Origin of the sequence: Bradyrhizobium liaoningense (genome assembly GCF_018130825.1) — a bacterium.
GTDB classification, from domain to species: domain Bacteria; phylum Pseudomonadota; class Alphaproteobacteria; order Rhizobiales; family Xanthobacteraceae; genus Bradyrhizobium; species Bradyrhizobium liaoningense_B.
In genome coordinates this window covers 1,053,378-1,067,509 of the sequence record NZ_JAFCJS010000001.1, presented here as the reverse complement: position 1 = coordinate 1,067,509, position 14,132 = coordinate 1,053,378, and the positions used below count along the sequence as shown (strand labels likewise).

Annotated in this window: 19 protein-coding genes; 12 read left to right on the top strand and 7 right to left on the bottom strand. The window is 65.1% G+C overall.

Translation table 11 applies throughout. From position 1 onward, the window contains the following. Nucleotides 1–62: 62 nt before the first annotated feature. Nucleotides 63–1,106 carry a hypothetical protein gene (locus JQ603_RS05145; protein ID WP_212338205.1) on the bottom strand — a complete coding sequence of 348 codons (1,044 nt, stop codon included), beginning with the start codon at nt 1,104–1,106 and terminating at the stop codon, nt 63–65. 330 nt (nt 1,107–1,436) lie between these two features. On the opposite strand from JQ603_RS05145, the gene JQ603_RS05140 reads away from it, so the two are divergent. From JQ603_RS05140 to JQ603_RS05125, 4 genes are all read left to right on the top strand, one after another. After that, complete coding sequence (locus JQ603_RS05140) at nt 1,437–2,033, top strand: L,D-transpeptidase (protein ID WP_212337039.1); 597 nt, start codon at nt 1,437–1,439, stop codon at nt 2,031–2,033. Between the two features lie 111 nt (nt 2,034–2,144). Beyond that, nucleotides 2,145–3,131: a hypothetical protein gene (locus JQ603_RS05135; protein ID WP_212337037.1), complete on the top strand. Its 987-nt coding sequence runs from the start codon at nt 2,145–2,147 to the stop codon at nt 3,129–3,131. 17 nt (nt 3,132–3,148) lie between these two features. Continuing rightward, nucleotides 3,149–3,310, top strand: coding sequence for a hypothetical protein (locus tag JQ603_RS05130; protein ID WP_212337035.1), 162 nt, complete (start codon nt 3,149–3,151; stop codon nt 3,308–3,310). 109 nt (nt 3,311–3,419) lie between these two features. Then, complete coding sequence (locus tag JQ603_RS05125; RefSeq protein ID WP_212337033.1) at nt 3,420–3,635, top strand: hypothetical protein; 216 nt, start codon at nt 3,420–3,422, stop codon at nt 3,633–3,635. Here the strand turns inward: JQ603_RS05125 and JQ603_RS05120 are convergent. Together JQ603_RS05120 and JQ603_RS05115 are read right to left on the bottom strand one after the other, a co-directional pair. After that, nucleotides 3,632–4,066 (bottom strand): COG4315 family predicted lipoprotein, encoded by a 435-nt coding sequence (locus JQ603_RS05120; protein WP_212337032.1) that lies wholly within the window; start codon nt 4,064–4,066, stop codon nt 3,632–3,634. The two genes, JQ603_RS05125 and JQ603_RS05120, sit on opposite strands and share 4 nt — an antisense overlap. A 116-nt stretch (nt 4,067–4,182) precedes the next feature. Further along, a complete protein-coding gene (locus JQ603_RS05115) occupies nt 4,183–4,638 on the bottom strand; it encodes a MarR family winged helix-turn-helix transcriptional regulator (protein ID WP_212337030.1) in 456 nt (151 codons plus the stop codon). A 102-nt stretch (nt 4,639–4,740) separates the two neighbouring features. Between JQ603_RS05115 and JQ603_RS05110 the strand changes: the two genes are divergently transcribed. From JQ603_RS05110 to JQ603_RS05100, 3 genes are all read left to right on the top strand, one after another. After that, nucleotides 4,741–6,663 (top strand): FAD-binding monooxygenase, encoded by a 1,923-nt coding sequence (locus JQ603_RS05110; protein ID WP_212337028.1) that lies wholly within the window; start codon nt 4,741–4,743, stop codon nt 6,661–6,663. 152 nt (nt 6,664–6,815) lie between these two features. Beyond that, a complete protein-coding gene (locus JQ603_RS05105) occupies nt 6,816–7,859 on the top strand; it encodes an SH3 domain-containing protein (protein ID WP_212337026.1) in 1,044 nt (347 codons plus the stop codon). 171 nt (nt 7,860–8,030) lie between these two features. Beyond that, on the top strand, nt 8,031–8,309 hold the full coding sequence (locus JQ603_RS05100) for a hypothetical protein (RefSeq protein WP_183239459.1): 279 nt from the start codon (nt 8,031–8,033) through the stop codon (nt 8,307–8,309). A 102-nt stretch (nt 8,310–8,411) separates the two neighbouring features. Here the strand turns inward: JQ603_RS05100 and JQ603_RS05095 are convergent, their stop codons facing one another. Beyond that, the gene (locus tag JQ603_RS05095) at nt 8,412–8,603 is read right to left on the bottom strand and encodes a DUF3551 domain-containing protein (RefSeq protein WP_212337024.1); all 192 of its coding nucleotides are present in this window, start codon (nt 8,601–8,603) and stop codon (nt 8,412–8,414) included. A 112-nt stretch (nt 8,604–8,715) separates the two neighbouring features. Between JQ603_RS05095 and JQ603_RS05090 the strand changes: the two genes are divergently transcribed. From JQ603_RS05090 to JQ603_RS05080, 3 genes are all read left to right on the top strand, one after another. Next, entirely contained in the window at nt 8,716–8,922 is a 207-nt protein-coding gene (locus JQ603_RS05090) for a hypothetical protein (protein WP_212337022.1), read from the top strand. Nucleotides 8,923–8,993: 71 nt separating this feature from the next. After that, nucleotides 8,994–9,314, top strand: a complete 321-nt coding sequence (locus JQ603_RS05085; protein WP_212338204.1) for a hypothetical protein — start codon at nt 8,994–8,996, stop codon at nt 9,312–9,314. A 212-nt stretch (nt 9,315–9,526) separates the two neighbouring features. Further along, nucleotides 9,527–10,744 (top strand): hypothetical protein, encoded by a 1,218-nt coding sequence (locus JQ603_RS05080; RefSeq protein WP_212337020.1) that lies wholly within the window; start codon nt 9,527–9,529, stop codon nt 10,742–10,744. A gap of 105 nt (nt 10,745–10,849) precedes the next feature. Here JQ603_RS05080 and JQ603_RS05075 read toward each other — a convergent pair whose 3' ends face one another. The 3 genes from JQ603_RS05075 to JQ603_RS05065 form a co-directional block, all read right to left on the bottom strand. Then, a complete protein-coding gene (locus JQ603_RS05075) occupies nt 10,850–11,419 on the bottom strand; it encodes a TetR family transcriptional regulator (RefSeq protein WP_212338201.1) in 570 nt (189 codons plus the stop codon). Further along, a complete protein-coding gene (locus tag JQ603_RS05070) occupies nt 11,419–11,763 on the bottom strand; it encodes a DMT family transporter (protein WP_018644652.1) in 345 nt (114 codons plus the stop codon). The genes JQ603_RS05075 and JQ603_RS05070 overlap by 1 nt, the downstream gene beginning before the upstream one ends. A gap of 159 nt (nt 11,764–11,922) precedes the next feature. After that, nucleotides 11,923–12,612, bottom strand: coding sequence for an O-methyltransferase (locus JQ603_RS05065; RefSeq protein ID WP_212337018.1), 690 nt, complete (start codon nt 12,610–12,612; stop codon nt 11,923–11,925). A 97-nt stretch (nt 12,613–12,709) separates the two neighbouring features. Between JQ603_RS05065 and JQ603_RS05060 the strand changes: the two genes are divergently transcribed. Then, complete coding sequence (locus JQ603_RS05060; RefSeq protein ID WP_212337016.1) at nt 12,710–13,354, top strand: TetR family transcriptional regulator; 645 nt, start codon at nt 12,710–12,712, stop codon at nt 13,352–13,354. 89 nt (nt 13,355–13,443) lie between these two features. Further along, nucleotides 13,444–14,085 (top strand): FMN-binding negative transcriptional regulator, encoded by a 642-nt coding sequence (locus JQ603_RS05055; protein WP_212337014.1) that lies wholly within the window; start codon nt 13,444–13,446, stop codon nt 14,083–14,085. The last annotated feature ends 47 nt before the right edge of the window (nt 14,086–14,132 follow it).

Genomic DNA, 14,132 nt, shown 5'->3' with positions numbered 1-14,132 from the left:
TCAACGCATCCCATCGACTCCGACAGTGTTCGTGACGTTGTTGCGCTAAAGCGCGATGAGATTTAGCGCAGCGGCATCGGCGGACGCACGACCGGTCCATCGTCATCGGCAACCGCTTGCGTCGTTGTGACCGGCGGAGCCGCGGCAGCTTGCGAGGGCGCTGGCGGCGGTGCGAGCGGCGCAGGTGAATAGGCCGGCATGTAGGTGTGCGACACGGCCGGCTTCGGCTTGCGAACCGGCGGCGGCGTTTGAGCCGGAGCGCGCGGCGGCAGCGCGGACACGCGGGCGCGCGGATCGACGGGCGGCTTCGCCTCGACGACCGGCTTCGGTGCGGGCGGCTTCGCCAGCTCGCGTGCCATCTGCTCCTGGCCGGCCTTCAGCTCGGCGATGTTGGCCTTGAGTGTTTCGATCTGCTGCGCCATGGCCGCGAGATCGCGCGTCATCGATTGTACCGACTGTGCTGTGTCGGTCTGTGTTGCCGCGGGCGCGGCTGCTGCAACCTGAACTGCAGGCGGACTTGCAGGTTGATCGGCCGCAGCTTGCGCCGCCGGTTGATCGACGGGTTGATCCGTTGCGGCTTGCGGCGCGGACGGGACCGCCTGCGCGGCGGCGACTGGCGTGGTCTGCGACGTCGAAGGCAGCAACGCGGTCAAGACCGGTGTCCACTCGGCAAGCATGTGCCTCGCGGTATCGCCATGCTTCTCCCAGGCAACCGCGGCGGCCGCGCTGCCGCCCGCAAACAGGAACGTGAGGAAGGCGCCGCGCAGCAACTTGCCGGCGGCCGAACGCCTGGGCCGGCCAGCACCATCGCCGGCCGCGACGCGCACGGCGGTATCGACCGAGGGCACTGCCGTGGGCGGCTCCGCAACAGGACTGAACCTCGGCTCGGCACTGAACTTCGGCTCAGGACTGGCTTTGGGCTCCGGCGCGAATTTCGGCTCCGGGCGGGGCGTGGCCTCAGGCGCCAGGGCGGGCGCAACGCTAATGGGGCGCGAGGCCATGACGATCTCGGGCGAGATCTGAATCGCGTCGTGCGGATCGTTGTCCTTGACCGTGTCCTTCACGATCTCATCGACGATTTGCTTGCTGTTCAGCGTGGCGAGCATCGCAGCTCCTTCGAAGCCTTCGTCGTTTCGCATTGGCGCGAGCCGATCTGTTGAGGTGGGCCCCTTCACGGGCAGATGACGCACGAGTCCAGCCGGGTTTGACCAAAGCAAGGCGAGGGGATGGAGATGATGCGACGCTCTTCCGCCGTTTGTGGTGATGGAACCCGGCTGATCAAACACGCGCAATTGTTCCGGTCTGCCTTGTTTTCAGCACGATTTGGGCAGCATCTGGTGCTGTTGGGGGTGCCGCTATTTGCTATCGGGGGGCCGGTGGTGCCAAGATCTGTTTTCGCTTTCTTCGTCGTTGCCTTGCTGCCGCTGGGCGGTTGCATGCAGACAACGCTTTCGCCGTCGACCAACGCGAGCATGACGCCGCGCGACCGGCAGTTGCTCGCGCACACGCCTTACGCCCAGGCCAAAGTGCCCGAGCAATATCTGCGTCACATCGTCGATTATCCGCGCAAGGAGCAGCCGGGCACGATCCTGGTCGATACCGACGCGCGCTATCTCTATTTCGTGCTGCCCGACGGCAAGGCGATCCGCTACGGCGTCGCGGTCGGTGAGGAGGCGATGGCCTTCTCCGGCGTTGCGCGTGTCGGGCGTCTGGCGGAATGGCCCGACTGGGTGCCGACGGCGGACATCCAGGCGCGGCTTGGACCATATCCGGCGCGCGTGCCCGGTGGTGCCGCCAATCCGCTGGGCGCGCGCGGCATCTATCTCTATGTCGGCAACAAGGACACGCTCTACCGCATCCACGGCACCAACCAGCCCGAATATATCGGGCAGGCGATCTCGTCGGGCTGCATCCGGATGCGCAACGAGGACGTGATCGACCTCTACGACCGGGTGAAGCTCAATTCGACCGTCGTGGTGCTGCCGCCCGGACAGAGCGCGCAGGTCCAGTCCGGCCGGAGCTGGCGCGGATAGGGGCGTTCGGCGAGGAAGCGCTGGGGCGCTGCTTGCCGACAATTTTATCCATTGTCTTGCGCGGGCCGTAACGCTTCGCGTCTAGCGTGCAGCGAGCAAGGGGTTGCTCGCATGTATCTCGTCAAGAATTCGCCGCGCGCGCTGTTCGCCGCGCTGATTCCGCTCGCCATCGTCGAAGCTGTGCTGATGGTCTTTGCCATCGCGGGCGGGCAGGTGACCGATCCCGCAGGCACACCGGCGCCGGACCAGATCCTGGTGCTCTTCGCGGGCCGCATGGCCATCAATGCGGCTTTCCTGTTTGCCGGGCACGTCGTGCTGAGGCAATGGACCATCTCGAGCCGGCTCGCCTATGGGCTGATGGGCGGCGTCATGGCCGCGGCGAGTTATGCCATCGCCATCCGCAACCACATCCAGCTGGCCGCACCCGGCGACGGTACGGTGGTGACGATCGGCCTGTTGCCGACGATCGCGGGAATGATCGGCGGATTCCTCTATGGCCAGTTTGCCGGTCTCAGTCCGGTAGCACGCGCGGCCGGCGCGATTCCCGCCGCTGACGCACCGGCTGCGGCGCCGCCGGTCGTATTCGACGGACCGGTCCGGGTCCGTACGTCGATCGCCGGCATCGCGATCGCGGCCCTGATGCCGACCGTGCTCGCAACGCTTCTGCCTTACACGCTGGTGCCGCTCCTGATGAACGGTTTCGCGGACAAGAGCACCGCTCATATCTTCGCGGCCGTGATCCCGGCGCAAACCTTCATGGTCATGATGGTGATCTCGGTTATTCCTTCGAGCATCTTCATGCTTTGCGTACATCATATCGCGCGCGCCATGAGCCGCCGCAGCGCGTGGGAATACGCGGCGATCGGAGGCGTGGCAGCGTTCGCCTGCGTGCTGCTGCTGGTATTGGTCGTGCCGATCCTCGCTGCTCTCCTGGTGCCGGCGGCATTTTGCGGCGCCATCATGGGCGCGCTCTATCGCCGCTTCGCCGGCCTCGAGCCGGTGCCGTTGCCGGAAGCGGTGATCGCAACCGATCCGAACGCGCTGGTCGGCGCCGATCATCCGTCGCGGCACCAGCACGGCGTCATCCTCAGCAACTGATCACCAGGAGCGGAAACATGAAAGAGATTGCGGCGCTCGGTGCGGGAATAGTGATCGCGGCCGTCGCAGCGGCCTGGTTCATGACCGGACCCGTGGTGGTCAACGCAGAAGTCAAGCCGCTGCAGGCAAACGCGAACATGCCGGTGTTCAAGCCGGTGCCGTCGGAGCTGGCGCGCTAGTACGCCGCCAACGATCACATCGTTTTGAAGCGGTGACGGGTGAACGGCTTCACAGCGGATCCGCTCCGATTACGCTAGGCCTTGATGGCTCGCTGCCATTGGAGGCATCATGCAAAAATACTTTGATCCATTGAATGAGAACGACCGCCGCATTGTGCGGACATGGCGCCTGGCCGCGTTCGGTTTTTGTGGCTCCATCCTGGCCGGAATGATCCTGTACGTCGTGCTGCACTGGAATCCGGAGGTCAATTATGCCTCTGCCGATTCCGCCGCACACGCCAAGCTCGTGGGCAGGCCTGGTGGAGGCGCGCCGTTCTCGCCCTAGTTCTCAGGCCGCGCGATGCGCCATTGCAGGGTCGTGGCCGTGCCGTTGGCGTCGCCCGGCGCCTTGTCGGCCGGCGAGGTGTAGAGCGGGCGGTAGCGATAGGCCCACATCTTGCTGCCGTCGTTGCGGTCGATCACGGTGAAGTCGCCGACGGCCCTGGCATCGGCGGTTGCGGCCAGCGGCACCCAGCTCTCGGTGCACTTGCCGTTGCAGTTCGAGCTCTTGCCGGTCGTATCGCGCTCGTAAGTGTAGAGCGTCATGCCCTTGAGATCGACCAGCTTCGGGCCCTGCTTGGTCAGGACCACCTTGGCCGGCGCGGTCGTCGCCTCAGGCTTGGGCGGAGGAGGGGCATCGCCGCCGCCATGGCCGTTCGCGAGTGCAGGGACGGTCGAGAATGCGATGGCCGCCGCGACGATGATGAACCTGGACATCCAAAACTCCCGAACGGCAAAGTTAATCGCGCGTTAAGCGCCGAATGAAGCCGACCGTAGCAGCCGAAGGTTAGTTCCAGGTTTCGCCGCACTGCGACGATTACGCACAAACATGCTCATTCGCGCAGCGGGGCGCGGCTGAGCTCGTTGCCGGCGGCGATCGCCTTGCGCAGCAGTCGCATCAATTCCTCGCCTTCCTTTGCGCTGAGTCCGCGCAGCATGATGCGCTGCGCGGCCTCGACCGCCGGCGTGATCTTGCGCAGGGCGCGCCGGCCTTCGTCGGTGATCTCGAGCTCGCGGGCGCGGCGGTCGCGGGGACTGGCACGGCGCTCGATGAGACCCTTCTGCACCAGGCGGTCGATCACGCCGGTGATGGTGGTGCGGTCGTAGGCGATCAGGCCCGCGAGCGTGACCTGGTCGAGCCCCGGATTGGCCTTGATGGTCGCGAGCGCGGCGTATTGCACCGGCGTAAGATCGAAGCCGGCATCCCCGACCTCGGCCAGGAACACCGCGACCGCGATCTGCTGGAACCGGCGCGCCAGATGCCCGGGCATGTCGTTGTTGTCTTTCACCGAATTCTCCTTGAGCGCAGGGACGGTGCGGATCATTGACAAGTATACTGATAGTCAGCATACTGAGCAATATCGAAGAAGACGTTGACGGGAGAGGTCCTCATGCAATTCCATCTGAATGGATTTCAGCCGGGCGACCCCGAGATTGCCGATCCCGCCGAGCGGGTTCAGGCAGCAGGCGCAGCGGGTTCGGTGCCCGCCGAGGTCGATGTGCTCATCGTCGGCTGCGGCCCCGCCGGCCTGACGCTCGCGGCGCAGTTGGCGCAATTTCCTGACATCAAGACCTGCATCGTCGAGCAGAAGCCGGGCCGCCTGCTGGTCGGTCAGGCCGACGGCATCGCCTGCCGCACCATGGAGATGTTTCACGCCTATGGCTTCAGCGAGCGCGTGCTGAAGGAAGCCTATTGGGTCAACGAGACGACGTTCTGGAAGCCGGACGAGCGCACGCCGGAGAAGATCGTCCGCAGCGGAAGGGTGCAGGACGTCGAGGACGGGCTGTCGGAGTTTCCGCATGTCATCCTCAACCAGGCCCGCATCCATGACGGCTTCCTCGATGCCATGCGCAAGGCGCCGGGCAAGCTCGATCCCTATTACAGCCGCCGCCTGATCGACCTCGCGGTCGATCCGGCCGCCGGTCCCACTGGCCATGCCGTGACTGTGCGGCTCGAACGCGTCGATGCCGGAAGCGAAGGCAAGGTCGAGACGATCAGGGCGCGTTATGTCGTCGGCTGCGACGGCGCGCGCAGCACGGTGCGCAAATCGATCGGCCGCGAGTTGCACGGCGATTCCGCCAACCATGCCTGGGGCGTGATGGACGTGCTGGCGGTGACCGATTTTCCCGACATCCGCTTCAAGTCCCTGATCCAGTCGGCGAAGGACGGCAGCCTGCTGATCATTCCGCGCGAGGGCGGCTACATGGTTCGCATCTATGTCGAGCTCGCCAAGCTCGATGTCGGCGAGCGCGTCGCCAATCGCAACATCACCGCCGACGACGTGATCGCAAAAGCGCAGCGGATCCTGAAGCCGCATACGCTTGACGTGAAGGAGATCGCCTGGTGGTCGGTCTACGAGATCGGCCAGCGCCTGACCGACAAGTTCGACGACGTGCCGGAGGCGGAGATCGCAAGCCGCCAGCCGCGCATCTTCATCGCCGGCGATGCCTGCCACACCCATAGCCCGAAGGCCGGGCAGGGCATGAACGTCTCGATGCAGGACGCTTTCAATCTCGGCTGGAAGCTCGCTGCCGTTCTGCGCAAGCAATGCGCGCCCAGCCTGCTGCACTCCTATTCGGCCGAGCGGCAGGCGGTTGCGAAGGAGCTGATCGATTTCGATCGCGAGTGGGCCGGCATTCTCGCGTCGGCCGCCAAGGCCGGCGGCGCGGATGCGGCCAAGACGCAGGATTATTTCGTCCGGCACGGCCGCTACACCGCGGGCACGGCGACGCATTACAAGCCTTCGCTTCTCACCGGCGCGACGTCGCATCAGCATCTCGCGCAGGGGCTCGTGATCGGCAAACGCTTCCATTCCGCGCCGGTGATCCGGCTGGCGGATGCGAAGCCGGTGCATCTCGGCCACGCCGCGCAGGCCGACGGCCGCTTCCGCATCTACGCGTTCTCTCCGGCTGAGAATCCCGCAGCGTCGGGCTCGGCCATTCGTGCCTTGTGCAATTTCCTCGCTGAATCCCGGAAATCTCCAATCCGGCGATATACGTCCAGAAGCGGCGATATCGACGGCGTGATCGATCTGCGCGCGGTGTTTCAGCAGGATCATCGCGAACTCGCCATCGAGGCGATGCCGCCGATGTTGCTCCCGAGCAAAGGCCGTTACGGCTTGTACGACTACGAAAAGATGTTCTGTCCGGATCTCAAGAGCGGTCAGGACGTCTTCGCCACGCGCGGCATCGATCGCAAGGTCGGTTGCATGGTCGTGGTGCGACCGGACCAGTATGTCGCGAGTGTGCTGCCGTTCGACGATTTTGCCGGGCTCGCCGCGTACTTCGACGCCTTCATGCTGCCGGTGAACTGACGCTTCAATCGATACGCTTGCCGCGCCGATGAACGGCGGATGAACATTGAACTCCCTGCGCGGCGCGCTCTCAAACTTTCGGCTGCTGAAGTGATGACAGGCGGAACGCTCGTTCCGCCTGCGCGTTCCGTCTCGCAGAGGAGGAACACGCCATGAGACTCAGAAGCATTCTGGTTGCAGCATTGCTGCTCGCCCCGACGGCCGCGCTGGCCGCGCCGGGCATCGTCACCGTCTCGACCGGCCTGCGCGCCGGTCCAGGCTCCGGCTTTCCCCTGGTCGATCGCGTCCCCGGGGGCGCCCGCGTCACCATCCATGGCTGCCTGCGCGGCAATGCCTGGTGCGACGTGAGCTTCTCCGATGATCGCGGCTGGGTATCGTCGCAATATCTCGAATATCTCTACCGCAATCGCTACGTCTATCTCCCCGATTATGTCGACGTGATCGACGTGCCCGTCGTCCCGTTCGTGCTGACCTCGTACTGGTCGAGCTACTATGAGGGGCGGCCCTGGTATCGCCGCCACGCCTACTGGAATAACTACTGGACCTCGCATCAGCGCTTCGCGACGCGGATGACGATCGACCCGGGCGCAGCCCGCATCGGTCGTGCGGCGACGCGTGACGCGACGATCGCACTGGAACGCCAAGGCGTGCGTGGCAAGGGTGCTGCCGCGATCTCGGGACGTGACGCCGCCATCACGACGAAGCGTGACGCCGCGATCACGACGCGTGACGCGGCGATCACGAGGCGTGACGCGGCGATCGCAAAGCGCGACGCGGCGATCACGAAACGCGACGCTGCGGTTGCCGCCGACCGGACGCGCGCCGGACGGAGCGAGCGCATCGCGCATGAGCGGACCAATGTGCAGACTCGCAACCCGCGCGATGCTCAGGCACGCATGATGCACGAACAGGCCGCGAGCCGCGCTGCTGTGCGTGCCCAGCCGATGGCACGTGCGCATGAAGCACCGCGTGTGTCGGCTGCACCACCCGCCGCGCGATCCGCGACGCCGCATGTCGCCCAGCCGAATGCGAGCCACGGCTCGCCGATGAATGCCCGCGCGCAGATGCCGGCGCCGCGTGCTGCTGCGCCTGCAACACCGCACGGCGGTGGCGGCGGCGCTCCGCACATCAATGCCGCGCCACGTGGTGGCGGTGGCCCGGCCGGCGGCCCCGGCGGCGGTCACGACAAGCGCTAGCATGGCCTGAAGGAAAGCCCGGCCCTCGCGCCGGGCTTTCTGCTGATTTGATCCGGGTTCCCTGCGCGTACAATTTAAGAAAGTTCTTCGCGGGCAGATTTCATCGATCGTAAGATGTGTACCCAAAGATGCAATCATCCACTCGGGGCAGCGGGGCACGGGAGGATGACGATGAGACAGAGTCAGGCGGAGACGCGCCGCCAAAATGTCGCGAAGCGGTCGATGACCAAAGAGGCCAAGCAGCTGGCCGGCCTGATCGCCGGACTGCGCAAATCCCTCGATGGGATTCACAAGGAGCGGATGAGCAAGAAGCTGACCGGTGCCGAGATGGGCATGCTCGACGAGCGCCGTAACAATTTGCTGCTCACCATCGCAGCCCTCGACGATCGCCTCTCGGCGGTGCAGGGGCTGATCGATCTCGGCCGTCCCCACATCATCCGTGTCCACTGATCGGGCGCGGGCTTAAGGCTATCGGTTTCGTCGCGGCGGCGACGAGGCCAGGCTTTGCTGCCTTCTCTGGGTGGCATTGGGATTGGCGTAGCACTGCGCGGACTACCCGGATGCCGTCGCGGCGCACTGCGTGATCGTCGTAAAACTGCAATCGATATGGCTGCCGTCGATGGTGTAGACCTCGATGCAGACGGGATAGCGCGGATCGCAGGTCTGCGCCGCTGCCGGCGCGCCGACCAAGGCGATGCCAAGCAAGCCCGTGACAAGCTGAATCGCATTCATGATCGGGCGCATGATCGACCTCCGTTCGGCCCGCCGGAGCCGAGCACAATGCTGCCTGCGGATGGCACCAAATTGCCACGCTCCCGGCGAATTGCCGCCAAAGCCCGCTGCCACGAGGGAGCGGGTGCAGGGCAACGCAAGGGGATGCGCATTGGCCTACAAAATGGTCGCAGAACGCGACAATGAGAAGTACAGTTTTGCCCGCGAGAGCCGGCTGCTCATCGTGGCGAAGGCGAAAGTGTGGGCGAGCGAGGGCTGGCGGGTCGTCATCACCGACCAGGACGGCAAGGCCTACGCGCCGGCCGAATTCGATCAGTTGCTGGCGGCGTGACCGCAGGACGGGGCGAGGGGAAGACGTTGATATCGCCATTCCAACCGGGGCGCGGTTTGATCGCGCCCTTGGTGATTCTTGCCGCGGCCGCCGCACTGACGGTGACGGTTGCCTCCGCGCAAAACCTCGATGCCGGCAAGTCGCCCGAGAAGCTGTTTGCCGACGGTTGCGCGACCTGCCACCGCAGCCCGCGCGGCCTGGCCAAGGGACGCTTCAGCTTGACGCTGTCCTGGTTTCTGAAGGACCATTACGCGACCAGTTCCGACTCCGCCAAGGCACTTGCCGCGTATCTGGAGTCCGTCGATACGCCGCCGCCGCGGGCCGCGGCCAAGCCTGGCACAAAGCCGTCCAAGTCCGCGCCACGTCCCCCCAAGCCGGTGACCAGCCACTAGTCACGGACAAAGCCGATCCCGCGCGATTGCACTCTCAATCAAAAATAGAATGAGATTGTCTGAGCTGCCGTGAGGTGGTATTAAACCTGAAGTAGTTTCAGTATCTAAAACAACCGAGATGTCCCGTCGGACCTGTCTCGGGATTTGGTCGCACATCACATTTGAGCTCGGCGAGGGCGGGGCGGTTGAGCTCGCATCCGTGAGGACCTCCCATGAAGCATTGGCAGTCTTTGGCCTTGGTGCCGCTGGCATTCGCCACGGCGCTGGTGGTGGCACCACTGCGGCCGGCCGCGCAGGCGCAATCGCCGCAAGCGGCACCGCCCTATATTCCGCAGGCCAGGTTCTGCGCCAATGGCAGCAATGGGCTGTGCGCCATCGTGCCGGCCTATATCGGCCCCGATCCGGGCCTTGCGGAAACACAGGGCTATAACGGTCTCTACGGTCAGCCGCCGCAGAGCGAGAAGGCGGACGTGCAGTCGCCGTTCGACAACATGGCCTGGCAGATGTTCGTCGCGCTCAACTGGGCGGCGAGCGGTGTCAAGGAGCCGCCGGCGCAGGGACTGACGCAGCCGGGGCGGCGAGTCTGGCAGACCTATCCGACGGTCTCCTCGCTGTTCGGCAACGCGCCTGTCATCGTCGGCTGCCCGCAGGCGCTGGCACTTCCGATCTTCCATATCGGCTCGAACGGCAAGGGCCAGCCGATGCCGAACAATGAAGAATATCTGCAGGCCGCAACCAACAAGCCGCTGATCGACGTCAACGGCAACTGGACCCTGTTCGAGCGGCGCGTCAACGAGATCGAGGCGCAATATCTGCGCGCGCCCGGCGGACAGAAGTCGCAGACGCTGACGACGAGGGCGGGCCAGCAAGAGTTCATCAATAAAAATCCTGGCGGCGCCGACTTCACGTCGTCGGCGACGGTCCCTGATGGCACCAACGGTTCGATCGAGATCAAGGCGTCCTGGCGCATCCTCGATCCGTCCAAGGACGATCCGTCAAAGTTCTTCACCCAGAACATCCTGCTTGCGGTCTCAGGCGATAGCGCAACCGCGCAGCCGCAGGCGGTGCGCTGCTGGCGGATCTATCCGACGACGAGTACTCTCAACGAGCAATGGCGGATGGCGCTCGGCTCGCTCAAGAGTGTGTTCGGGAATTACATGCTGGTCGGCACGCAATGGGGCGGGAACGTCGAACCGCCGACCCCGCCAAATCCGATTCCATCCAACGCCGTGCCGGGCATGCTGTCCAACATGACATTGGAGACCTACATCCAGAATTATCTGAGCAATGGTCCCGCGGGCCCGGGTTCATGTGTCAGTTGCCACAACTTCGCGACGCTGGTCGATGGCAAGACCTCGGCGAATTTCAGCTTCCTGCCGGGGATCGTGGAACCGGCATCGCTGCGCGCGAAGATCAAGACGGCGCCGTGAGGTGACCTGTAGCCCGGATGGAGCGCAGCGCAATCCGGGATTAGTAGTTGCGGAAAGACTGTCCCGGATTACGCTTCGCTCTATCCGGGCTACGCAACAGAGCCGCTACGCTCGCCGATAGGTCTGCGCGATCAGCCGGTCGTGCACGGCGCGCAAGTCGGCGTTCATGCGTGTCTGTCCGGTCGTGACAAAGGTCAGCCAGGCGCCGTCGGCGGCGAGACGCACGATGTGCAGCTCGGGCGTGCCGTCGGTCGCGCGGTGGCGCTTCAGCCGGGCCTTCATCCAGTCGTTCCAGAGCCGGCGCAGTGACGGATCGGTGACGACGACCATGCTCAGCGCCGACCATGGCGTCGCAAAGCCGAAGGCCTGGCCGGTGAACACGGCATTCACGTAGGCGCGCGTAAAACTGCCGCGCGGCTTGAGATCGGCTTCGATGGCGGCGTCGATCTCGGCGTCGACGCGGCCGAGCAGATCGGCGAACAGACCCTCGATCAACGCCTGCTTGCTGCCGAAATGGTGAAACAGTCCGCCCTTGGTGACGCCAGCCGCCGCCGCCACCGCCTGCACGGTGACGCCGGCGACGCCATGGTCCATGGCGATGGAAGCGGCGTGATCGAGCAGGGCGCGCCGCACCTGCTCGGGCTGCTTGGCGCGGGTATAGGCGCTTCCCGGCATCAATGCACCGTCGTTTCCGAGAACAGGTTGATGATCACGACCCCCGATACGATCAAGCCGATGCCGACGAAGGCCGCGGCGTCCAGCATCTGCCGGAACAGCACGAACGAGACGGTCGCGGTCAGGATGATGCCGACCCCGCCCCAGATCGCATAGGCGATGCTCAAGGGGATGACCCGGATCGCGACCGACAGCGCATAGAACGAGGCGACATAGAACAGCACCATGGCGAGCGTCGGCCACGGCCGCGTGAACTGCGCGGACTGCTGCAGGAAGGCGGACGCGGTGACCTCGAAGACGATGGCGAGGGCAAGCGCTGCGTAGGCGTTGAAGGCGGAGGTCATGTCTGGCTCGGGCATGGCGGCAAGAAAGATACCGCGCGGTAGGTATGTTTAGCATGCGGAGCGCGGCCTTTGCCTTCAACCGTTATCACGTGTCAGTGACGAGCCTGCGACATGTCGGGAGCGCACTGAAACCGCCGCGCGGCGAATCGTGCGGCGGCTTCAAGCTCTTGTGGTGGTTCCGGGAGCGGCGCTGTTGATCCGCACGGAGAGTTCGACGTCTTCGGCAAAGGGCGTGGACATGTAGCCGCTTCCGGGGGCGCGCACTCGCGCCAGATAGTCGGGGCTGTGGTCGGCGTTATCGGCGACGATGATCGCACCCGGCCTGAGATGGCCTTCGACCAGATCCAGGATTTCAGGGTAGAGCGCCTTGGCGCCGTCGAGCAGCACGAGATCGATCGTATCCGGCAGATCGGCACCCAGCGTTTGCAGCGCGTCGCCTTCGCGGATTTCGACGAGGTCGATCAAGCCGCCGGCCGACAGGTTCTCCCGCGCCCGCGCGGCCTTCGACGGCTCGAACTCGCTGGTGATGAGGCGACCGCCGCCATTGTCGCGCAGGCCTGCGGCAAGGTGCAGGGTCGAGAGGCCGAACGAGGTGCCGAACTCGACGATCGCTTTGGCGCTGGAGCTGCGCGCCAGCATGTAGAGCAGGTGACCCGTCTCGCGCGAGACCGCGAGCGGCGCGTCCTTCAGGCGTCGATAGAGATCGCGGTAGTCGGTCTTGCTCCGCAGCATCCGTTCCCGCTCGGCGTCGGACAGATCGGCGACGGCGGCGTGCGTTGTGCCGCTTGCGGCCTCGGCCTCGAGGAAGAGGCGATCCAGCAGCGGCGCAAGCGATGTGATGGTGGTCATTTCCGGTCTCCAGAGATCGCGAACAAGCGCGTGCTTGCGCGGAAGCTGAAATACGACTAATTCGTCGCATTCGCTATTCGCATTGTCCAAGGGCGCGATGGCCGATCGTCGAAGCCGTTCAGTTTCCTCGCGAAAACAGCCGCAGCAGGCGCGCTCCACGGAGCTGGTTGCGGCCATTCTGGATGCGGCTGTTCAGGTTCTGGCGAAGGAGGGTGCGCAGCGTTTCACCACGGCGCGGGTGGCGGAGCGGGCCGGGGTCAGCGTCGGGTCGCTCTATCAATATTTTCCGAACAAGGCGGCGATCCTGTTCCGCCTCCAGAGCGATGAGTGGCGGCGCACGAGCGACATGCTGCGCGGCATCCTCGCGGACGGTGCGAAGGCGCCGCCGCTGCGGCTGCGCGCGCTGGTCCATGCCTTCATCCGCTCGGAGTGCGAGGAGGCCGCGATCCGCACCGCTCTCAGCGACGCCGCGCCGCTCTATCGCGATGCCCCCGAGGCGCAAGAGGCGCGCGCTGCCGGAAGGGGAATCGTCGCGGCGTTCATGCGGGAGGCGCTGCCCAAGGCAACGGATGCGACGCGCGCTCTCGCCGGCGAGTTGATCACGACGACGCTGAGCGAGGTCGGCAAGCGGTTCTCGGAGGCGCCGCGCATCGAAACGGAGATCGCGCGCCAGGCCGACGGACTGGCCGACATGTTCTGCGCCTATCTCGGCGAGCTTGCGCGGCGCCGAATTCATTCCTGACATCCGCCTTTTGCAAGGCGATATCGTTTCGGCCTTGGCCGGATGATGGAGTAGCATCGTCCTTCGTTGAGCCAATCGAGCACCGCGCCATGCATGTCCTCCGTCCCCAATTCCGCATCGAGGAGCAGGCTGCGCTGGAATTCGCCGGGCAACGCGGCTTCGGCGTGGTCGTCGCGGTGGACGAGCGCGGGCCGCGCGCGTCCCATGTGCCGTTCGTGCTGAACAAGCACGACGAGGGCGCGATCGTGCAGATCCATCTCACCGCGAAGAATCCGCTCGTTCCGCTGGCGGATGGCGCGAGACGATTCCTGCTGATCGTCGCCGGCGACGATGCCTACGTCTCCAATGACTGGTATGCCTCGCAGGATAACGTCTCGACCTGGCTCTACGAGGCCGTGCACCTGTCAGGCGTGGCGCATCTGCGGGGGATGGGTGAGAACCGCGGGCATGGCGATGCGCTGCTCGCGGTCGCCGAGGCGCGGTTGCCAAAGGCGCCCTGGGACCTCGTGCAAATGGAGCCAGAGAAGCGCGAGAGCATGCTGGCGGCGATCCGCGTCATCGATCTTGTGGTCGATACCGTCGAAGGGCAGGCCAAGCTCAACCAGCACAAGAGCGATGCGGATCATGTCGCCGTTGCGGGCCGACTGGCGCGGTCGGAGGAGACGGGGCATCGGCGGCTGGCGCGGAAGATGCAGGCGCTTCGCCCGGGGCTCGGGTACGATTTTTCGTGATCCGGGCTGCGCTTGCCTTGCACCGCGATTGACCTTACGGACCTCCA

What these genes read in the sequence shown, in the direction of transcription:
- JQ603_RS05070 (WP_018644652.1), bottom strand. Translation starts at nt 11,763, where the DNA reads ATGACCTCCGCCTTCAACGCCTACGCAGCGCTTGCCCTCGCCATCGTC.
- JQ603_RS05140 (WP_212337039.1), top strand. Translation starts at nt 1,437, where the DNA reads ATGCAGACAACGCTTTCGCCGTCGACCAACGCGAGCATGACGCCGCGC.
- JQ603_RS05145 (WP_212338205.1), bottom strand. Translation starts at nt 1,106, where the DNA reads ATGCTCGCCACGCTGAACAGCAAGCAAATCGTCGATGAGATCGTGAAG.
- JQ603_RS05080 (WP_212337020.1), top strand. Translation starts at nt 9,527, where the DNA reads ATGAAGCATTGGCAGTCTTTGGCCTTGGTGCCGCTGGCATTCGCCACG.
- JQ603_RS05130 (WP_212337035.1), top strand. Translation starts at nt 3,149, where the DNA reads ATGAAAGAGATTGCGGCGCTCGGTGCGGGAATAGTGATCGCGGCCGTC.
- JQ603_RS05100 (WP_183239459.1), top strand. Translation starts at nt 8,031, where the DNA reads ATGAGACAGAGTCAGGCGGAGACGCGCCGCCAAAATGTCGCGAAGCGG.
- JQ603_RS05135 (WP_212337037.1), top strand. Translation starts at nt 2,145, where the DNA reads ATGTATCTCGTCAAGAATTCGCCGCGCGCGCTGTTCGCCGCGCTGATT.
- JQ603_RS05120 (WP_212337032.1), bottom strand. Translation starts at nt 4,066, where the DNA reads ATGTCCAGGTTCATCATCGTCGCGGCGGCCATCGCATTCTCGACCGTC.
- JQ603_RS05060 (WP_212337016.1), top strand. Translation starts at nt 12,710, where the DNA reads ATGGCCGATCGTCGAAGCCGTTCAGTTTCCTCGCGAAAACAGCCGCAG.
- JQ603_RS05125 (WP_212337033.1), top strand. Translation starts at nt 3,420, where the DNA reads ATGCAAAAATACTTTGATCCATTGAATGAGAACGACCGCCGCATTGTG.
- JQ603_RS05110 (WP_212337028.1), top strand. Translation starts at nt 4,741, where the DNA reads ATGCAATTCCATCTGAATGGATTTCAGCCGGGCGACCCCGAGATTGCC.
- JQ603_RS05095 (WP_212337024.1), bottom strand. Translation starts at nt 8,603, where the DNA reads ATGCGCCCGATCATGAATGCGATTCAGCTTGTCACGGGCTTGCTTGGC.
- JQ603_RS05105 (WP_212337026.1), top strand. Translation starts at nt 6,816, where the DNA reads ATGAGACTCAGAAGCATTCTGGTTGCAGCATTGCTGCTCGCCCCGACG.
- JQ603_RS05065 (WP_212337018.1), bottom strand. Translation starts at nt 12,612, where the DNA reads ATGACCACCATCACATCGCTTGCGCCGCTGCTGGATCGCCTCTTCCTC.
- JQ603_RS05075 (WP_212338201.1), bottom strand. Translation starts at nt 11,419, where the DNA reads ATGCCGGGAAGCGCCTATACCCGCGCCAAGCAGCCCGAGCAGGTGCGG.
- JQ603_RS05055 (WP_212337014.1), top strand. Translation starts at nt 13,444, where the DNA reads ATGCATGTCCTCCGTCCCCAATTCCGCATCGAGGAGCAGGCTGCGCTG.